We start from the raw sequence: 15,572 nt of genomic DNA, 5'->3' as shown, positions 1-15,572 counted from the left end.
TTTTCGACGCCGATCACCCCGCTACCGGGGTCCTTTTTCCACGCCGATCCACACGCAAGGCGGTGTCGGTCCACTGGGAACTGATGTTCACCCGCTCGCTGTTCGGCACGCCCGATATGGCCGAACAGGGCCGGTTGCTCGACACGGTCGCCGAACTGGTCGATGCTAGCCGCATCCGCACCACGGCTACCGAGACGCTGTCACCGATCAGCGCCGCAACGCTCACCGAGGCGCATCGTCGCATCGAAAGCGCCACCACGCGTGGCAAGATCGTTCTGGAAGGATGGGAGCCCCGGCATGACTGATAAGATCGTCCACGTCGTCGCCCGCCTCGTACCGCGGCCCGGCAAGGCCGAGGAACTGGTCACCGCGTTACTCGACATGCTGGACGAAGTGCGCGCGGAGCCGGGCTGCCTGCTCTACGACGCGCATGAGAGCCGCGACACGCCTGGCGTGATCGTGATGGTGGAGAGCTGGGCGGATCAGGCCGCCCTCGATGCCCATGGCCGCGCCCCTGCCCTCACCCGCCTTGCCGCCCGCTTCGACGCATTGCTTGCCGAACCGCCATCCGTCGAGCGACTCCACCGGATCGGATGATCTTTCCGTCACTTGCGGCGCGAGAGCACTCCATTCGTTGTCGTTCTCGAACGGACAAGCGAGATCATCCATGGACTATATCAAGCTCGGCCACACCGGCCTCGACGTGTCGCGCCTGTGCCTCGGCTGCATGACCTATGGCATCCCGGATCGCGGCAACCACGCCTGGACCCTCGGCGAGGAGGCGAGTCGGCCGCTTTTGCGTCAGGCGGTGGAGGCCGGGATCAACTTCTTCGACACCGCCAACGTCTACTCGGACGGCACGTCGGAAGAGATTGTCGGTCGCGCGCTGAAGGAGTTCACCCGCCGCGACGAGGTGGTGATCGCGACCAAGGTCCATGGCCGGATACGCCCCGGCCCGAACGGCGCAGGCCTCAGCCGCAAGGCGATCATGACCGAGATCGATGCCAGCCTGACCCGGCTCGGCACCGACTATGTCGACCTCTACCAGATCCATCGCTTCGACCATGAGGTGCCGATCGAGGAGACGCTGGAGGCACTGAACGACGTCTTGAAGGCGGGCAAGGCGCGCTATATCGGCGCCTCGTCGATGTTTGCCTGGCAGTTCGCGACAATGCTCCACGTCGCCGAGGCGAATGGCTGGACGCGCTTCTCGACCATGCAGAACTACGTCAACCTCCTCTATCGCGAGGAGGAGCGCGAAATGCTGCCGTTGTGCGCGGCGGAGGGGATCGGCGTGATCCCATGGAGCCCCCTCGCCCGCGGACGGCTGACCCGGGACTGGGACGAGACGACCGAACGCTCGGCCACCGACGCATTCGGCCGCACGCTCTACGCGGCGACGGCGGAGGCGGATCGCAAGGTGGTCGAGGCCGTTGCGGCCGTTGCCAGCGAGCGTGGCGTGCCGCGCGCGCAGGTTGCGCTCGCCTGGGTACTCGCCAAGCCGGAGGTGTCCGCGCCGATCGTCGGCGCATCCAAGCCGGCACACCTTGAAGACGCGATCGCCGCGCTTGACCTTGTGCTGTCGGACGACGAGATAGCGCGGCTGGAAGCGCCCTACATTCCCCATGCGGTCGTGGGCTTCTCCTAAGGCCTTCCAGCTTCGAAGCCTGCCGGCCGATCAGCGGTCACCACCCCATGCTGCCCGGCACGCCCTTGAATGGTCCCGCAAGGTCGGCCGTGATCCACCCGCCATAGAAGCCACCGGGCTGCGCGACCACCGGCTCGCCATCCACCGTGCATCGGTCGAGGGGTCCGGCATAGAAGGCGATGTGATCGCGCAGGATCGCAAAGGCTGGGGTCGGCTCCGGGTAGCTCCACACCACGTCGCGCAGCACCTCGCCACCAACCACCAGGTGCCAATAGACCGCCTCGCCCTTCCATTCGCAGAATGATCGCCGATCCGAGCGGCGCAGCAGACCGGGCGTCAGGTCGGTGGGCGGCAGGTACCAGCTCGGCGGATGGCTGGTCTCCAGCGTTCGGACGGCCTTGCCGGTATCGGCAACCAGGACGCCACGATGCTCGATGCGGATCCGCCGGTCGCTGGGTTCCGCGATGGCGGGGCGAGGATAGCGCCACACGCTCTCCTGTCCCGGCGACGGCTTGTCGGGTCGTGGCCTCATGTCCGCGCCTCCCGCCGGGCCAGCCATCGTTGCAGACGCGGCCGGACGCGAAGGAAGCCAAGGTACAGGCGTTCCAGCCCCGACAAGATCAGGCGATGGCGTGCCAGCTCGCCCAGCGGACGCAGCGCCGGGACCTCGCGCCACATCGCAGCGAAGGCGCCCGCTCCGGACAGCAGCGGACCGCCATCCTCGCGGGCGTGGAAGCGCGCCAGCATCTCGGCCCGGCTGACGGGACAGGTGCCCTCAGCCGCCGCATCCACGAACGTGATTGCGCCGCGCTTGTCGAGCCGACGCATCATCGCGATCTCGCGCTGGCAGAGCGGACAGGCGCCGTCGTGCCAGACAGTGACCCGCTTCATCACCCCTCATCCGGATTGTCGCGCCAGATCCGCTCGGACAGGAGCGTGGCGAAGCCGAGCCAGGCGACGAACGGCAGCGCCACCGCCGCCGCCGGTCGGTCGACCTTCGCGGCCGTGGCGACATAGGCGGCGCCAGTCGCGACCATCGCGCCCGAGGCGGCCGCGCTCGCACCGAGCCGTTTTTCGCGGAAGAAGAGCTGCGTCCAGCCGCCGACCATCGCGGTGTTGACCAGCCACAAGCCGACAGCCACGTTTCGCGCGCCCCCGGCCGGGCGGCGCAGCAGGCGATAGCCGCCGACGGCGAGACCGGTTTCCAGCACCGGCCAGACTGCGCCGAACGCCGCGCCGGGTGGCGTGTAGCCGGGCTTGTCCAGCCGCCGATACCAGCGGCGGATGCCGGGATGCGCCCGGTCGGGGGCATTGCGCCGCCCGACGATGGCACTCGCACCTAACACCGCACCAACCGCCGCCAGCGCTGCAAGGCGCGTCAATCCGCCCGCGGCAACAGTGTCCCGGCGATCCATCTGCTCACGCCTGCTCGAGATAGCGTTCGAGGTCGTCGCTGCCGCCGATCCGCTCGCCATCGATGAAGATCTGCGGCGTGGTGGCGACGCCCTGCTCCGCCTTGAAGGCATCGACCTCCTCACGCGATTGCAGCAGGCGATCGTCGACCGTGAACCCGGCCGCCTCCAGCATCTGCCTAGCGCGGACGCCGAACGGACAAATGTGTTCGGGGAGCACCATGCGATAGAGGGTCGCCGTTCTGTTTTCCGCCACTTCGACATCTCCGCGGACTTCAGCGTCCTTGCAATCAAAGCGACCAGGGCTGCGCGACGTTCCGCATCGTCGTACATGTGACCCATAATCCAACATCCACGCCGCCCTTCAGGCTTCCCGGAAACAGACGCTCATCCAGGTTAGATATTCAACATGCTCGGCCGGTTCAAATTTATGGCAGGCAGTTTGCGAACGGGTCGGCAAGCTGACGGGTATATCATATGCATCAATGGTGACGATGAATAGGATTAGCCATAGACTGTTCCCGGCAAATCGGCCGGCCGGATGAGGGCGAATGAATACCGAGGACATAGAAGCTCTGCTGACGGGTGCCGAGGAAACGGACGCGCTCGAATTCAAGGGTGCTGTCTCATGGGATCGAAACCTGTTCGTAAAAGACATTCTTGCGATGGCGAATGTCATAGATGGCGGCCGTATTGTGATCGGCGTGGAGGACGGAACGTTTGTGAGGCTTGGCCTCAGCGCCGAGCAGGTGGCAAGCTACAGGATCGATGAGATGCGTGACGGCATCGCGCCGTTCGCGGACCCGCGCGCGGTGTTCCGAATGGAAACCGTCACCGATGCGGCTGGCCTTCGTTTCGTGGTGATCGAGGTAAGCCCGTTCGAGGACGTACCCGTGATCTGCAAACGCGACGGAGCTGATGTGCGGGCCGGCGTGGTCTATTTCCGCAGCAGAACGAGGCGACCCGAGAGCGCGGCCGTTGCGAACAGCACAGACATGCGCGACCTCGTCGAGCGGTCGGCGGCGTTGAGTGCACGGCGCCTGCGCCGGATCGGCTTCGTCCCGGAACTGCAGCCCGGACCCGACTATGATGCGGAATTAGGAGGGCTCTGATGAAAGATGGGCTGCTCGAGCGGATCTGCGAACTAGGCCACTGGCGGGTCGTAGTCCGGCCGCTTGTGCCCTTAGCCGAACGGCTGAGTTTTCGCGACTGCGCCGAATTGGTCGAACGCAACAGGGTGTCGCTGCGAGGATGGGATTTTCCCCATATCAGTCACCGCCAAGACGATCAGGGAGGTATGGAGCGCGGAAACAGCTACGTCGAAAGCTGGTGTGACTGGCAATCGTTTCTTGAATTTTGGCGCATGTATCGGAGCGGACAGTTTCTGTCTTACAACGCCGTCCATGGAGAGGCCGAGGCGGTCGAAGATGGAAACGGTGTTCGCTGGCTTAATGTCGTCGAAACGATCTACACGGTGTCGGAATTCGTTGAGTTCGCGCATCGGCTGGCGCGTGCGGGTACTTATCGGGACGGATACCTGCTCGACATTTCGTTGCGGAATACCGCAGGCCGCAGGCTCAACGCCGGCCGGGGGCGGATGCCTTTTTGGGACGATCAAAGCAGCAATGCCGCGACTATCCAGATCGAGCGGCGGGTCGATCCCGATGCGGTCGAGGCCGGAGCGATCCCGACGTCGCTAAGCGTGCTTCTCGAACTTTTCGACGCGTTTGGTTGGAATCCCGACGCGAACCAAATCCGGGCCGACCAAGAGGCCTTTTACCGGCGAGAATTTAGTTAGCCTGACCCATAAATAGTCATCCAAAGGCGTCCGCTCAATTCCCAATTACAGCCGTTCGTTCATCTCGATTAAGTCGCGTTAGCTCGACCGTGAAATGGCTGACAGCTAGTGCGTTCGGTGTCGCCCCGCGCTGGTGACCAATCCAATTTTTGAAGAGGACGACATGCACCCGTTGCAACCGGCGCAGCGTCGCGGATCAGCAAAATAGCGGAACCGGAAAAACTTGTTGCCTGCCGGCTTCCACGCCCCATGGCTTCGCCATATCAATGACAATTCTTGAGCTAGAGGCTGCGAAGAAACGAGCGACACCAATTATCTAAACCGCTTGTAGCGTGTGGCGCTCTATCACCAGCGCAATCCCTTGTCCGCCGCCGATGCACATGGTGATCAGTGCATAGCCGCCGTCGATACGGGTCAATTCGTAAAGCGCCTTGACCGTCAGGATCGTGCCCGTCGCGCCAACCGGATGGCCGAGCGAGATGCCCGAGCCGTTCGGGTTAACCTTCGCCGGATCGAACCCGAGCGCTTGCGAGACGGCGCAGGCCTGGGCGGCGAACGCTTCGTTGCTTTCGATGACGTCGATCTGGTCGAGCGTCAGGCTCGCTCTTTGCAGCGCGATCGGCACCGCCTCGATCGGACCGAGGCCCATGTGGCTGGGCGCGACGCCGGCGTGGCCCCAGCCCAGGATGCGCCCGATCGGCGTCAAGCCGCGTCGCTCGACCTCTTTCGCTGACGCCAGGATGACCACAGCAGCGCCGTCGTTGATGCCTGAGGCGTTGCCCGCGGTGACGGTGCCGTCCTTATGAAAGGCTGGGCGCAGCCTGGCCATCGCAGCTTCGTCGGCATCTGCGCGGACATGTTCGTCGATCGCGAAGGCGCGGGTTTCACGACCGGCCTTGACCGTCACCGGCAGGATCTGATCGTCGAAGCGGCCCTCGGCTTGCGCGCGGGCGGCGCGGCGGTGGCTCTCGGCAGCCGCAGCGTCCTGCTGTTCGCGAGAAACATTGTAGTCGCGTGCGACATTCTCGGCAGTGATGCCCATGTGATAGCCATCGATCGGGTCGCTCAGAACCTCGATCAGCGCGTCGACCATCGCGACATCACCCATCTTGCGGCCGAAACGCGCGGCCGAAACATGGTGCGGCGCCCGGCTCATCACTTCCGCGCCGCCCGCGGCGGCGATGCCGACCTCGCCCAGCGCGATCATCTGCGCGGCGGACACGATCGCCTGGACGCCCGATCCGCACAAACGGTTGAGCGTCAGCGCCGGGCTTCGTACCGGAATGCCCGCCTTCAGCGCGGCGACACGGGCAAGATAGGCGTCCTTCGGCTCGGTCTGGATGACCTGCCCCATGACGACATGCTCGATGTCGTCCGGCGTCAGCCCGGCGCGCCGCACGGCCTCGGCCAGCACCAGCGCACCGAGTTCGGACGGCGCATGGTCCTTCAGGCTGCCGCCGAAGTCGCCGATCGCAGTGCGGACGCCCGCGACGATGTAGATGGGTTCCATGTCGCCTCAGTAGCGGAAGCTGGCCTGGAGCAACACTTCGCGGCCCCGCGCCACCACGCCGCGCTGTTCGCCCTGCGTCAGCGGCACGCTGGTCCCGCCGGTGCGGTCGCCGGCGAAGAGCAGGTAATATTTGTTCGTCAGGTTGCGGCCGACCAGCGACAGCGACCAGCGGCCGTCCGGATCGCCGATCCGCGCGCTCGCGTTGAACCGCCAAAAGTCGTTCTGACGCGAGGCGGGCGCGAAGGAGTCGCTGGCGAAATAGCTGGAGCTATAGAAGGTGTCGCCGGTCAGCCCTGCCTCCAGCGTCGATCCGACGGGCACTTTCAGATCGAAGCCGGCGTTGCCGCTGAAGTCGGGCGAGCGCGCCGGTGCACGACCGTCGAGAACCTGCTGGAGCACCGGCGTGCCCGCGGCGGTCAACTGGCGCGCGCCGGTCGCGGTGGTGACGAACGAGCAGCCCGGAGGCGCCGCAGCGGTCAGCGCAGACGCCGCCGGGATCGTATAGCCGTAGCACTGACCGGTATAGTCGCGGAACCGATTGTGGACATAGGCGATCGCGGCGTGGAGCCGCAGCGCGCGCGACGCGTCATAGCCCGCTTCCAGCTCGACGCCCTTCTGCCGCACTGCGCCGGCGTTGCTGATCTGGAAGCGGATCGTGCTGGCATCGTAGGTCGTGACTTGCAGGTTGCGGAAGTCGTAGGCGAACGCCGACGCGGTCAACTGCAGCTTGCGGTCGAACAGCTGGCCCTTGGCCCCAACCTCGACCCCGCGCGCCGTCTCCGAATTGAAGTCGATGTCCGACAGCGTCGTTACGGTCTGAATCGGGCTGGTGATGCCGAAGCCGCCCGATTTGAAACCGGTCTTGTACGCGATGTAGATCGTCGAATTGGCGACCGGGTGATACGACAGCGTCGCCTCCGGCGAGATATTGTCGTCCTTGAAGGTGCCGGCCAGGATGCCCGGGGTGCGATCGGTCGATCCGGGGAAGACCGTCGTCGACGTATCGAAGCGGCCGAGCGCGGAATTGACCCCATAGAGGTTCTGGTTGCGCGTCCGCTTCTTCTCCGAGGTGTAGCGCGCACCGGCAGCGAGTTCGAGCTGCGGCGTGATGAGCCACGTCGCCTGACCGAAGACCGACCACGTCCGTCCCTTCAGCCACGCGACCTTCTCATAGGTCTCGATGCGATTGTTCGCGGGGTTGTAGCTGATGTCGGCGCGGAAGTTGGTGTCGTTGTAGAGATCGTCGGTGGTGTTGCCGTAATAGGCGCCGACCAGGAAATTGAGCGGCCCGTCGAGCTTCGTCAGCAGGCGGAATTCCTGGCTGAAGCTCTTGTATCCGGTGTTCTCGTACGTCGTCAGCGCGTTGTCGACGGTGTGGGTCAGACCCGAAACACTACGGTAGCGGTTGTAGATGTACCCGGTCAGCGACGACAGGTTGAAGGCGTCGGTGTCGTACTTCATCGTCAACGACGCGGTGTTTGCCTTGTTGACGCCGCGCGAGCGGTTGTCGCCGTTCAACGCCGGAATGCGGTTGGCGATGGCGGGAACGATGTTGCTGAAGCTGGTCTGATTGTCCGGGCGACAGTCGCCGAACGGATCGACCACGCCGAAGGAGCGTGGTTTGCCGTCGCTGCACGGGCCGATATTCTGCGAGAACGACCCGCCGCCCTGGTCGTGCGCGATCAGGCCGAACAGCTTGGCGGTCGCGGTAAATTGCGATGTCGGCTTGTATTCGAACGTCACGCGGCCGAGCAGTTCGTCATCGCCCACGCGGCGGCCGGGCGCGCCGGGCAGCGTGCCGGTGGACGCCGGAAGCGTGGCCGGGAAGAAGGGATTCGTCGTCGGCTGGGCGTTGTTATACAGCCACCCCTTGGCATCGCGGTACTTGATCGCGACGCGCGCGCCCAGCGTATCGCTGATCGGGCCGGAAATATGGCCCTCGCCCGAAACTTCGTCGGCGACGAATTCATAGCCGACGCGGCCGCCGACTTCGAACCGGTCGGTCGGGCCGGCGGTGGTGACGGAAATGACGCCGGCCGGGCTGTTCTTGCCGAAGAACAGCGCTTGCGGCCCCTTCAGCACCTCGACCTGCTGGATGTCGAAGAAGCCGAGCGTCGCGACGCGCCCCGAAGACGACTGGATGCCGTCGATCGCGACCGATACGGGCTGTTCGTAGCCCACCTGCGTCGGCGGCGAGCTGATCCCGCGGATCGCGATCGAGCCGCCGCCGATCGTGCGATAGTTGCTGACGATGACGGTCGGCGTCAGCTCGCCGATCTTGGTCAGGTCGGCGGCGTTGTATTTGTTGATCGCATCGGCCGACAGGACCGAGACGGCCACCGGCACGTCGAGCAGCCCTTCGTTGCGGAGGCGCGCGGTGACGATGATGTCCTGCGTCGTCGTGGCATCGGGCTCGTCCCGATCGGTCTGCGCCGGCGGCGTCGCTGGAGCCGGCCCGGTCGGCGCAGTCTGCGCGCTGACCGATGCGGCAGCGAGCGCGGACGCCGCGGCGGCCGTCAGCGCGATCATACGAACGGTACGAACGGAACGTGCCTTCATCGTCATCCTCCCTAGCGCGGTCCGGATACGCCCGGCGCTGACGCCGGTGGCCGTCCACGTTTCTCCACTGCCGGGGTTATGAGTCGCGCGGTCGTTGCCGCCCTTTCCCAGCTGTCGGAAAGGTAATCTTCGTCAGCGCGCCTTGTCAACGCTTATGTTGACATTTGCAAGAATGATGGGGGCGTTACCTGCTGACTAACGGTGTGATCGATCTACAGACTTGTTGATTATGCACCCCGCCCTCCCGCGCGGACGGGGGCCTAGGGTTACGGAGGTCGTCGCTTGTGGCCTTGGGCTCCCGGCTGCGCGGGAGTACCGGACGGCTCAGTCGTTGATGATCGCCACCGCCCGGCACCAACCCGCCGATGCCGCGCGGATTTTCACCGGGAAACAGGCGATGTCGAAGCCGGTCGCGGGAAGCTGTTCCAGCCCGTGCAGCTTCTCGATATGACAATATCCGATCTCGCGGCCGGCCTTGTGCCCTTCCCAGATCAGCCCCGCGTCGTGCGTTTCGGCATAGCGTCGTCCGGTGTGGACGAACGGCGCGTCCCAGCTCCAGCCATCGGTCCCGGTCACCCGCACGCCCCGCTCGGTCAGGTACAGCGTCGCCTCGCGGCCCATGCCACAGCCGGCCGACACATAATCGTCCTGCCCGAAGCGTGCGGCAGCGCGGGTATTGACGACGACGATCTCCCGCTGGGACAGCGTGTGAGCGATGCGGGCGAGCTCGGCCTCGACGTCGGCAGCGGTCACGACATAGCCGTCGGGGAAGTGACGGAAGTCGAGCTTTACGCCCGGCTGGAAACACCAGTCGAGCGGGACCTCGTCGATCGTGATCGCACGCTTTCCACCGTCCATCGTCGAGGCATAGTGGTACGGCGCATCCAGATGCGTGCCGTTGTGCGTCGTCAGCTGGACGCGCTCGATCGCCCAGGCCTCGGCATCGGGCAGGTCAACGGTTTCCAGTCCGGGAAAGAAGGCGAGCAGGCCGGGGACCGACTGCTTGTGGTCGATATAGTCGATGCTCGGGCCATAGCCGGGCGGGTCGGACTGGCCGCCGTTCTCGATCGGGACCGACAGGTCGATGATGCGTCGTGCCATTACTTCAGAACTCCACCCGGTCGCCGCCCTTGAGCGCCAGCATCTCGCGCGCTTCCGCGGGCGTTGCGGGCTCATGACCCATATCGCGCAGGATGCGGACGATCTTCGCGACCTGCTGCGCGTTCGACACCGCCAGCTCGCCACGTTCGATGAACAGGCTGTCTTCCAGCCCGACACGCACGTGGCCGCCCATCAGCGCGGCCTGCGTCAGGAACGGCATCTGGTGCTTCCCCGCCGCCAGCACCGACCAGTGATACGCATCACGCCCGAATAACCGGTCGGCGGTCGATTTCATGAACATCAGGTTTTCGAGGTCGGGGCCGATGCCGCCCAAAATGCCGAAGATCATCTGGATCAGGAACGGCGCGCGGATCAGCCCCGCATCGACGAAATAGGCCAGATTGTAGAGATGGCCGACGTCGTAGCATTCGTGCTCGAATCGCGTTCCGCTCTCGCCCATCGTGGTGATGATCCGTTCGATGTCGCGGAAGGTGTTGCGGAAGATATAGTCGTCGGAGTTGAGGACATAGTCCTTTTCCCACGCGTGCTTCCACGTCGCGATCCGGCGGCCGGCGCCGTGGAAGGCGAAATTGATGCTGCCCATGTTGAGCGAGCACATCTCGGGTCTGAAGCGGTTCGCCGCCGCAAGGCGCTGGTGGAGCGGCATCGTCGCCGATCCGCCGGTCGTCAGGTTGACGATCGCGTCGGTACGCTGTCGGATGACGGGCAGGAACTGCGCATAGACGTCCGGGTCGCCGGTCGGCTGGCCGGTTTCCGGCACGCGCGCATGCAGGTGCAGGATCGCCGCCCCGGCCTCCGCCGCGGCGATCGACTGGTCGGCGATCTCCTGCGGGGTGACGGGCAGTGCGTCGGACATGCTCGGGGTGTGCGCGCCGCCGGTGACGGCGCAGGTGATGATGACCTTGGCCATTATGCCCCTCTCTCGCGTTGGAGTGTCAGCAGGCTGCGGTGCAGGCCGAGCCGGTCCGCCGACACCTGCGCCCGCGTGACCGCGCCGTCCGCGACGTCGATCATCGCGGCAAGGCGCAGGACGACCTCTCGACCCACCAGCGCGCGGTCGATGTCGTCGAAGCCGCCGGCGTAGCGGCCATGGACCTCGACATGCGCCCCGACGCGCGGGCCGGCGCTGAACAGGTGCGAGGCGTTGACGCTTTCCGGGTGGATCAGCGCGGCGAAGGCGGGGCCGTCGACGAGGACCGCTTCGGTCGCGGCATCGGTCAGGATACCGGGCAGCCAGTCGCACACGACCGTCTCCGCCGCCAGATCGGGCGCCAGCACCGGGCCGTCCCATGGCGCGAGCGCAGGCGGCGCGACGGCGTCGGGCACGCCGCTCTTCAACTGCCGCTTGCGGGCGAAATAATCTTCTTCGGCCCAGCCTTTCGCGAGGCGGCCGTCGTGCAACGCGAATAGCGTGATCCCGCGCCATGCCGCGACCCGCCCGTCGTCGCGCCGCGACGCACCGTGCTCGGTAAAGCGCATCGCGACCCCGGCGGTGCCGAGGATTGTGTCGTGGACCGTGACGGTCAGCCCGGGAAACTGGTCGAGCTGTGCCGCGGTCGCCGGGAGATACTGCGCATCGCGGCCGTCGAACACATGCCCGCCGATCGACAGGCGATAGGCCGGGTCCATCACCCAGTCGACCGCCGTCGTGTCGTGCGAGGTCAGGAAGTCGACCGCGAATCCCCGCAGGGCTCGCGCTTCGGGGGAAAGCATCATGTCTTGGCCTCCAGCACGCGGTCGATCTCGCGCAGATCCTTCTTCAGGATCTTGCCCGATGCGGTCTGCGGCAGTTCGGCGACGAAGCGGATCGAGGTCGGGCACTTGTAATGCGCCAGCCGCGCGCGGGTGAAGGCGATCATCTCCGCCTCGTCCGGCGTCGCGCCTGCGCGGGGGACGACATAGGCGCGCGGGGTCTCGCCCCATTTGGGATGGGCCACGCCGATCACCGCGACCTGCCCGACCGCGGGGTGGGCGCCGAGCACATTTTCGATCTCGGTCGGATAGACGTTCTCGCCGCCCGACACGATCATGTCCTTGTAGCGGTCGTGGATGAAGACATAGCCGTCGTCGTCGCGGTAGGCCGCGTCGCCGGTCTTGAGCCAGCCGTCGGCGGTGATCGCGGCGGCCGTCTCGTCGGGTTTGCGCCAATAGCCCTGCGTGACCATGCCCGACCGGATGCGGATTTCGCCGACCTCGCCCGTCGCGACCGGTTGCCCGGTCGCAGGATCGACCAGCGTGAGCTCCACCCACGGCAGCGGACGGCCGCAGGAGCGCAAGCGCTCAGGGATTGGGCCATCGGGGTCGTGTTGGTCGGGCGGCAGGCTGATGACGGTGCCTGCGGTCTCGGTCGCGCCGTAGGCGTGGCTGAACTCGCAGCCGAACAGCGCGAGCGCCCGGCGCAGCAGCGGCTCGCCGATCGGTGCGGCGCCATAGAGGATACGCTTTAGGCCGCGCGGCGCCTCCCCGCCCGCCTCGACATTGTCGACCAGTCGCTGGACGACGGTCGGCACGAAGAAGCTGTGAGTTACACCGTGCCGATTGACCGTCTCGACGATGCTCGGCGGATCAAGCCGGTCGAGCAGCACGGTATGCCCGCCCTGGCTGAGCGCCATCATCCCGTAGCCGATCCCGCCGATGTGGAAGAGCGGCATCGCGACCAGGTTGATGCTGGCGGCATCGAACGCCCAGATCTCGCGCGCCATCCGCTCGACATAGGACAGGTTGGTCTGGCTGATGAGCACGCCCTTCGGCATGCCGGTGGTGCCTGAGGTGTAGAGCAGCAGCGTCGGCGCATCGGGATCGACCGCACGGGGGGCGAACTCGGGCGAGGCGTCGGCGGTCAGCCTATCGAGTGTTTCCAAGTCGATCCGCGGCGCCCCGTCATCGTCCAGCAGGCGTGCCAGCGCGTCCTGCACCAGCATAACCGTCGGCTCGGCATCGCGCAGGATCTGCCCGATCTCACGCGGCGACAGGCGCCAGTTGAGCGGCAGCATTATCGCGCCGAGCTTCGCGCAGGCGTAGGTCAGCTCGTAAAATATCGGCGCGGTGTAGGCGAGCAACGCGACGCGGTCCCCCGCCCCCACGCCTCGCGCGGCAAGCACGTTCGCCAGTGCGCTGCTCCGCCGGTCGAGGTCGCGAAAGGTCAGCAGCGTGTCGCCGCACGCCAGACACGGCGCGTGCGGCGTCCGCTCGGCATGGCCCTGCATCAGCTGCAACAGGGTCGGCTGCATCGACTGCGCTCCCCCTCTCAATAACTCTTGGGCAAGCCCATGCTGTGCTGCGCGACATGGTTCAGGATCATCTCGCGACTGACCGGCGCAGTTTTGTGCAGGCGAGCGATGAACCAGAGGTCGGCGAGGCCATATTCGTAGCTGAGGCCATTGCCGCCATGAACCTGGATCGCCTGGTCGAGCGCCTTGAGCGAGGCGTCGGCCGCGGCGAACTTCGCCATGTTCGACGCCTCCGCCGCGTCCTCCTTCAGATCGAATAGCTGTGCGGCGCGCGCGTTGAGCAGGCGTGCGGCCTGGACGTGGACATAGGCCTCGGCCAGCGGATGCGCGACGCCTTGGTGCTGGCCGATCGGCATGCCCCACACCGCGCGGTCGCGAGCGTATTGCGCGGCCTGGTTGAGCGCGAAGCGGGCGATGCCGTTGTTGATCGCCGCGGCCGAGATGCGTTCGGGATTGAGGCCGACGAAGACCTGCCTCAACCCCGCCCCGCGCTGGCCGATGAGAGCTTCGGGCCCAAGCTCGATATTGTCGTAGAAGGTCGTGAACTGCTTCTCCGGCGTCATCACCGCGGCGTCGATCGGCTGGTAGCTGAGGCCGGCGACATCGGTCGACAGCAGGAACAGCGACAGCGCGGATCGACCGTCGCCCACCTCCATCTCGGGATCGCGCGCGACGACCATCACCGCGTCCGACACGTCGATCCCCGACGTCCAATATTTGGCGCCGTTGAGGACGAAGCCGTCGCCCTGCGACGCGACATGCGTCTTCACCTTGTGGGTGTTCGAACCCGCATCGGGCTCGGTGATGGCGAAGCAGATCTTCTTCGTGCCCGCCGCGATCCCGGGCAGCCACTGCGCCTTCATCTCGGGCGTGCCATGCGCGGCGATGATCGGCGCGGTGATCGAATTGATGACGAGCTGGAGCATCGGGCAGCCCTGCGCCGCGCATTCCTCGACCACCACATTGTAATCGGCGATTCCGCCGCCGCTGCCGCCGAATTCTTCCGGAATGTGGACGCCCAGGAACCCCGCGGCACCAAGTTCGGCCCACAGCGCATCGGGCTCCTCGCCGCGCTTCACGCAATCCTGATAATATTTCCGCCCGAACTTGCCGACCAGCCGCCCGACGCTCTCGCGCAGTTCGCGGTGGTGGTCGGCGGTGTCGACCAGAGGAGAGAAGAACATCGGCTGGGCGGACATGGGCGTTCCTCGTGTGTGAAATTCAGGCGGGCCAGTCGAAGAAGCCGCGGCCGGACTTGGCGCCCAGGCGGCCTTCGGCGACCATCGTCGACAGGATGGCGGGCGGTGCGAACCGGGACCCGTGCGCCGCCTCCAGCGTGCGGGCGACTTCTAGGCGCACGTCGAGGCCGACGATGTCGCTGAGGCGCAGCGGGCCGACTGGGTGGCGATAGGCGAGCACCGCAGCGCGATCGATATCCTCGGCGCTGGCGACCCCATCCTCCAGCATCCGCATCGCCTCCAAGGCGGCGGCGAAGTCGAGGCGACTGGTCGCGAAGCCCGGCACGTCGCGGACGGTGATGACCTCCTTGCCGATCGCCGCGCCGAACGCGCGCGCATCGGCCAGCGCGGCATCGGTGGTCGCGGCACCGACGACGATCTCCAACAGCTTCAGCGACCAGACCGGATTGAAGAAATGGAGCCCCAGGAAGCGCGACGGATCGGCAACGCTCTGAGCCAACGTATCGATCGACATCGCGCTGGTGTTGGTCGCGAGCAGCCGCGGGCTGCGCGCAGCGGCGCGGGCCAGCACGTCGCGTTTCAGATCGAGGCGTTCGGGAACCGATTCGACGAGCACCGCCAGTTCCGCGGGCAACGCCTCGATCGCCGCGACGCGGTGGATGCTGGCGGCAGCGGCTTCGCGTGCATCGCCGCTCAACTTGCCGCGCGCGACCGCACCATCGAGCGTCGTCGCGATCGTCTGCACCATCGCCGCGGCCTGCGCGTCGTCCGGCTCGGCGACATGCACGTCGTAGCCCGCGATGGCCGACACATACGCGATGCCGACCCCCATCGTGCCGCCGCCGATCACGCCCACCGCTTCGGTCATCGTCCGCTCCATATCGGTGCACGCTTCTCGGCAAAGGCGCGCGCCCCCTCCTGCGCATCGTCGGAGGCGAGCACCGCCTCGACCATCGGCCGCTGCCGCTCCCAGCGCTCGGCGACCGGCCAGTCAGGCGCGGCGGCCATGATCGCCTTGCTGGCGGCGACCGAGAGCGGGGCGTTGGCAGAGATTTCTTCAGCGAGCGTCAGCGCGGCATCGAGCGCCTGACCCG

18 protein-coding genes are annotated in these 15,572 nt (G+C 66.2%); 5 read left to right on the top strand and 13 right to left on the bottom strand.

Annotated elements, in window-relative coordinates:
* From AX685_RS07565 to AX685_RS07555, 3 genes are all read left to right on the top strand, one after another.
* Nucleotides 1–305 (top strand): zinc-binding dehydrogenase (locus tag AX685_RS07565; RefSeq protein ID WP_156445718.1); only part of this gene is annotated, 305 nt, incomplete at its 5' end.
* Nucleotides 298–597, top strand: coding sequence for a putative quinol monooxygenase (locus AX685_RS07560; RefSeq protein ID WP_066487174.1), 300 nt, complete (start codon nt 298–300; stop codon nt 595–597). The genes AX685_RS07565 and AX685_RS07560, both read left to right, overlap by 8 nt.
* 70 nt (nt 598–667) lie before the next feature.
* Nucleotides 668–1,648 (top strand): aldo/keto reductase, encoded by a 981-nt coding sequence (locus AX685_RS07555; protein WP_066487169.1) that lies wholly within the window; start codon nt 668–670, stop codon nt 1,646–1,648.
* Nucleotides 1,649–1,685: 37 nt separating this feature from the next.
* Here AX685_RS07555 and AX685_RS07550 read toward each other — a convergent pair whose 3' ends face one another.
* From AX685_RS07550 to AX685_RS23080, 4 genes are read right to left on the bottom strand one after another with little or no spacing between them, the layout of a single operon-like run.
* Nucleotides 1,686–2,180, bottom strand: a complete 495-nt coding sequence (locus AX685_RS07550; protein WP_066487167.1) for a DUF427 domain-containing protein — start codon at nt 2,178–2,180, stop codon at nt 1,686–1,688.
* A complete protein-coding gene (locus AX685_RS07545) occupies nt 2,177–2,539 on the bottom strand; it encodes a thiol-disulfide oxidoreductase DCC family protein (protein ID WP_066487164.1) in 363 nt (120 codons plus the stop codon). The genes AX685_RS07550 and AX685_RS07545 overlap by 4 nt, the downstream gene beginning before the upstream one ends.
* Entirely contained in the window at nt 2,539–3,123 is a 585-nt protein-coding gene (locus AX685_RS07540; RefSeq protein ID WP_231738680.1) for a TspO/MBR family protein, read from the bottom strand. The genes AX685_RS07545 and AX685_RS07540 overlap by 1 nt, the downstream gene beginning before the upstream one ends.
* Nucleotides 3,068–3,412 (bottom strand): glutaredoxin domain-containing protein, encoded by a 345-nt coding sequence (locus tag AX685_RS23080; RefSeq protein WP_231738677.1) that lies wholly within the window; start codon nt 3,410–3,412, stop codon nt 3,068–3,070. The genes AX685_RS07540 and AX685_RS23080 overlap by 56 nt, the downstream gene beginning before the upstream one ends.
* A gap of 199 nt (nt 3,413–3,611) precedes the next feature.
* On the opposite strand from AX685_RS23080, the gene AX685_RS07530 reads away from it, so the two are divergent.
* A complete protein-coding gene (locus AX685_RS07530; protein ID WP_066487155.1) occupies nt 3,612–4,172 on the top strand; it encodes an AlbA family DNA-binding domain-containing protein in 561 nt (186 codons plus the stop codon).
* Nucleotides 4,172–4,858 carry a hypothetical protein gene (locus tag AX685_RS07525; RefSeq protein ID WP_156445717.1) on the top strand — a complete coding sequence of 229 codons (687 nt, stop codon included), beginning with the start codon at nt 4,172–4,174 and terminating at the stop codon, nt 4,856–4,858. The genes AX685_RS07530 and AX685_RS07525 overlap by 1 nt, the downstream gene beginning before the upstream one ends.
* Nucleotides 4,859–5,174: 316 nt before the next feature.
* On the opposite strand, the gene bktB is transcribed toward AX685_RS07525, so the two are convergent.
* The 9 genes from bktB to AX685_RS07480 form a co-directional block, all read right to left on the bottom strand.
* Nucleotides 5,175–6,368 carry a beta-ketothiolase BktB gene (gene bktB, locus AX685_RS07520; RefSeq protein WP_066487146.1) on the bottom strand — a complete coding sequence of 398 codons (1,194 nt, stop codon included), beginning with the start codon at nt 6,366–6,368 and terminating at the stop codon, nt 5,175–5,177.
* A 6-nt stretch (nt 6,369–6,374) separates the two neighbouring features.
* Nucleotides 6,375–8,927: a TonB-dependent receptor gene (locus tag AX685_RS07515; protein ID WP_197418524.1), complete on the bottom strand. Its 2,553-nt coding sequence runs from the start codon at nt 8,925–8,927 to the stop codon at nt 6,375–6,377.
* 324 nt (nt 8,928–9,251) lie between these two features.
* On the bottom strand, nt 9,252–10,028 hold the full coding sequence (locus AX685_RS07510) for a cyclase family protein (RefSeq protein ID WP_066487140.1): 777 nt from the start codon (nt 10,026–10,028) through the stop codon (nt 9,252–9,254).
* Nucleotides 10,029–10,032: 4 nt separating this feature from the next.
* Entirely contained in the window at nt 10,033–10,959 is a 927-nt protein-coding gene (locus AX685_RS07505; RefSeq protein WP_066487137.1) for a 3-keto-5-aminohexanoate cleavage protein, read from the bottom strand.
* The gene (locus tag AX685_RS07500; RefSeq protein WP_066487130.1) at nt 10,959–11,765 is read right to left on the bottom strand and encodes an ester cyclase; all 807 of its coding nucleotides are present in this window, start codon (nt 11,763–11,765) and stop codon (nt 10,959–10,961) included. Before AX685_RS07500 ends, AX685_RS07505 begins: the two co-directional genes overlap by 1 nt.
* Complete coding sequence (locus tag AX685_RS07495) at nt 11,762–13,279, bottom strand: class I adenylate-forming enzyme family protein (RefSeq protein ID WP_066487123.1); 1,518 nt, start codon at nt 13,277–13,279, stop codon at nt 11,762–11,764. The genes AX685_RS07500 and AX685_RS07495 overlap by 4 nt, the downstream gene beginning before the upstream one ends.
* Before the next feature lie 17 nt (nt 13,280–13,296).
* The gene (locus AX685_RS07490) at nt 13,297–14,478 is read right to left on the bottom strand and encodes an acyl-CoA dehydrogenase family protein (RefSeq protein ID WP_082740690.1); all 1,182 of its coding nucleotides are present in this window, start codon (nt 14,476–14,478) and stop codon (nt 13,297–13,299) included.
* Between the two features lie 22 nt (nt 14,479–14,500).
* Entirely contained in the window at nt 14,501–15,346 is an 846-nt protein-coding gene (locus AX685_RS07485) for a 3-hydroxyacyl-CoA dehydrogenase family protein (protein WP_066487180.1), read from the bottom strand.
* The coding region (locus AX685_RS07480) for an enoyl-CoA hydratase-related protein (RefSeq protein WP_231738674.1) at nt 15,343–15,572 on the bottom strand (230 nt) is incomplete at its 5' end. The genes AX685_RS07485 and AX685_RS07480, both read right to left, overlap by 4 nt.

This window comes from Sphingomonas sp. CCH9-F2 (assembly GCF_001556735.1).
Lineage (GTDB): Bacteria > Pseudomonadota > Alphaproteobacteria > Sphingomonadales > Sphingomonadaceae > Sphingomonas > Sphingomonas ginsenosidimutans.
The sequence above is the reverse complement of the archived record's forward strand: the minus strand, read 5'-3'. Positions and strand labels throughout refer to the sequence as shown.

Excerpts from the sequence above, each read along its gene's own strand:
- AX685_RS07560 (WP_066487174.1), top strand. The coding sequence starts at position 298 with ATGACTGATAAGATCGTCCACGTCGTCGCCCGCCTCGTACCGCGGCCC.
- AX685_RS07555 (WP_066487169.1), top strand. The coding sequence starts at position 668 with ATGGACTATATCAAGCTCGGCCACACCGGCCTCGACGTGTCGCGCCTG.
- AX685_RS07550 (WP_066487167.1), bottom strand. The coding sequence starts at position 2,180 with ATGAGGCCACGACCCGACAAGCCGTCGCCGGGACAGGAGAGCGTGTGG.
- AX685_RS07545 (WP_066487164.1), bottom strand. The coding sequence starts at position 2,539 with ATGAAGCGGGTCACTGTCTGGCACGACGGCGCCTGTCCGCTCTGCCAG.
- AX685_RS07540 (WP_231738680.1), bottom strand. The coding sequence starts at position 3,123 with ATGGCGAGCGGATCGGCGGCAGCGACGACCTCGAACGCTATCTCGAGC.
- AX685_RS23080 (WP_231738677.1), bottom strand. The coding sequence starts at position 3,412 with ATGTTGGATTATGGGTCACATGTACGACGATGCGGAACGTCGCGCAGC.
- AX685_RS07530 (WP_066487155.1), top strand. The coding sequence starts at position 3,612 with ATGAATACCGAGGACATAGAAGCTCTGCTGACGGGTGCCGAGGAAACG.
- AX685_RS07525 (WP_156445717.1), top strand. The coding sequence starts at position 4,172 with ATGAAAGATGGGCTGCTCGAGCGGATCTGCGAACTAGGCCACTGGCGG.
- bktB (WP_066487146.1), bottom strand. The coding sequence starts at position 6,368 with ATGGAACCCATCTACATCGTCGCGGGCGTCCGCACTGCGATCGGCGAC.
- AX685_RS07515 (WP_197418524.1), bottom strand. The coding sequence starts at position 8,927 with ATGAAGGCACGTTCCGTTCGTACCGTTCGTATGATCGCGCTGACGGCC.
- AX685_RS07510 (WP_066487140.1), bottom strand. The coding sequence starts at position 10,028 with ATGGCACGACGCATCATCGACCTGTCGGTCCCGATCGAGAACGGCGGC.
- AX685_RS07505 (WP_066487137.1), bottom strand. The coding sequence starts at position 10,959 with ATGGCCAAGGTCATCATCACCTGCGCCGTCACCGGCGGCGCGCACACC.
- AX685_RS07500 (WP_066487130.1), bottom strand. The coding sequence starts at position 11,765 with ATGATGCTTTCCCCCGAAGCGCGAGCCCTGCGGGGATTCGCGGTCGAC.
- AX685_RS07495 (WP_066487123.1), bottom strand. The coding sequence starts at position 13,279 with ATGCAGCCGACCCTGTTGCAGCTGATGCAGGGCCATGCCGAGCGGACG.
- AX685_RS07490 (WP_082740690.1), bottom strand. The coding sequence starts at position 14,478 with ATGTCCGCCCAGCCGATGTTCTTCTCTCCTCTGGTCGACACCGCCGAC.
- AX685_RS07485 (WP_066487180.1), bottom strand. The coding sequence starts at position 15,346 with ATGACCGAAGCGGTGGGCGTGATCGGCGGCGGCACGATGGGGGTCGGC.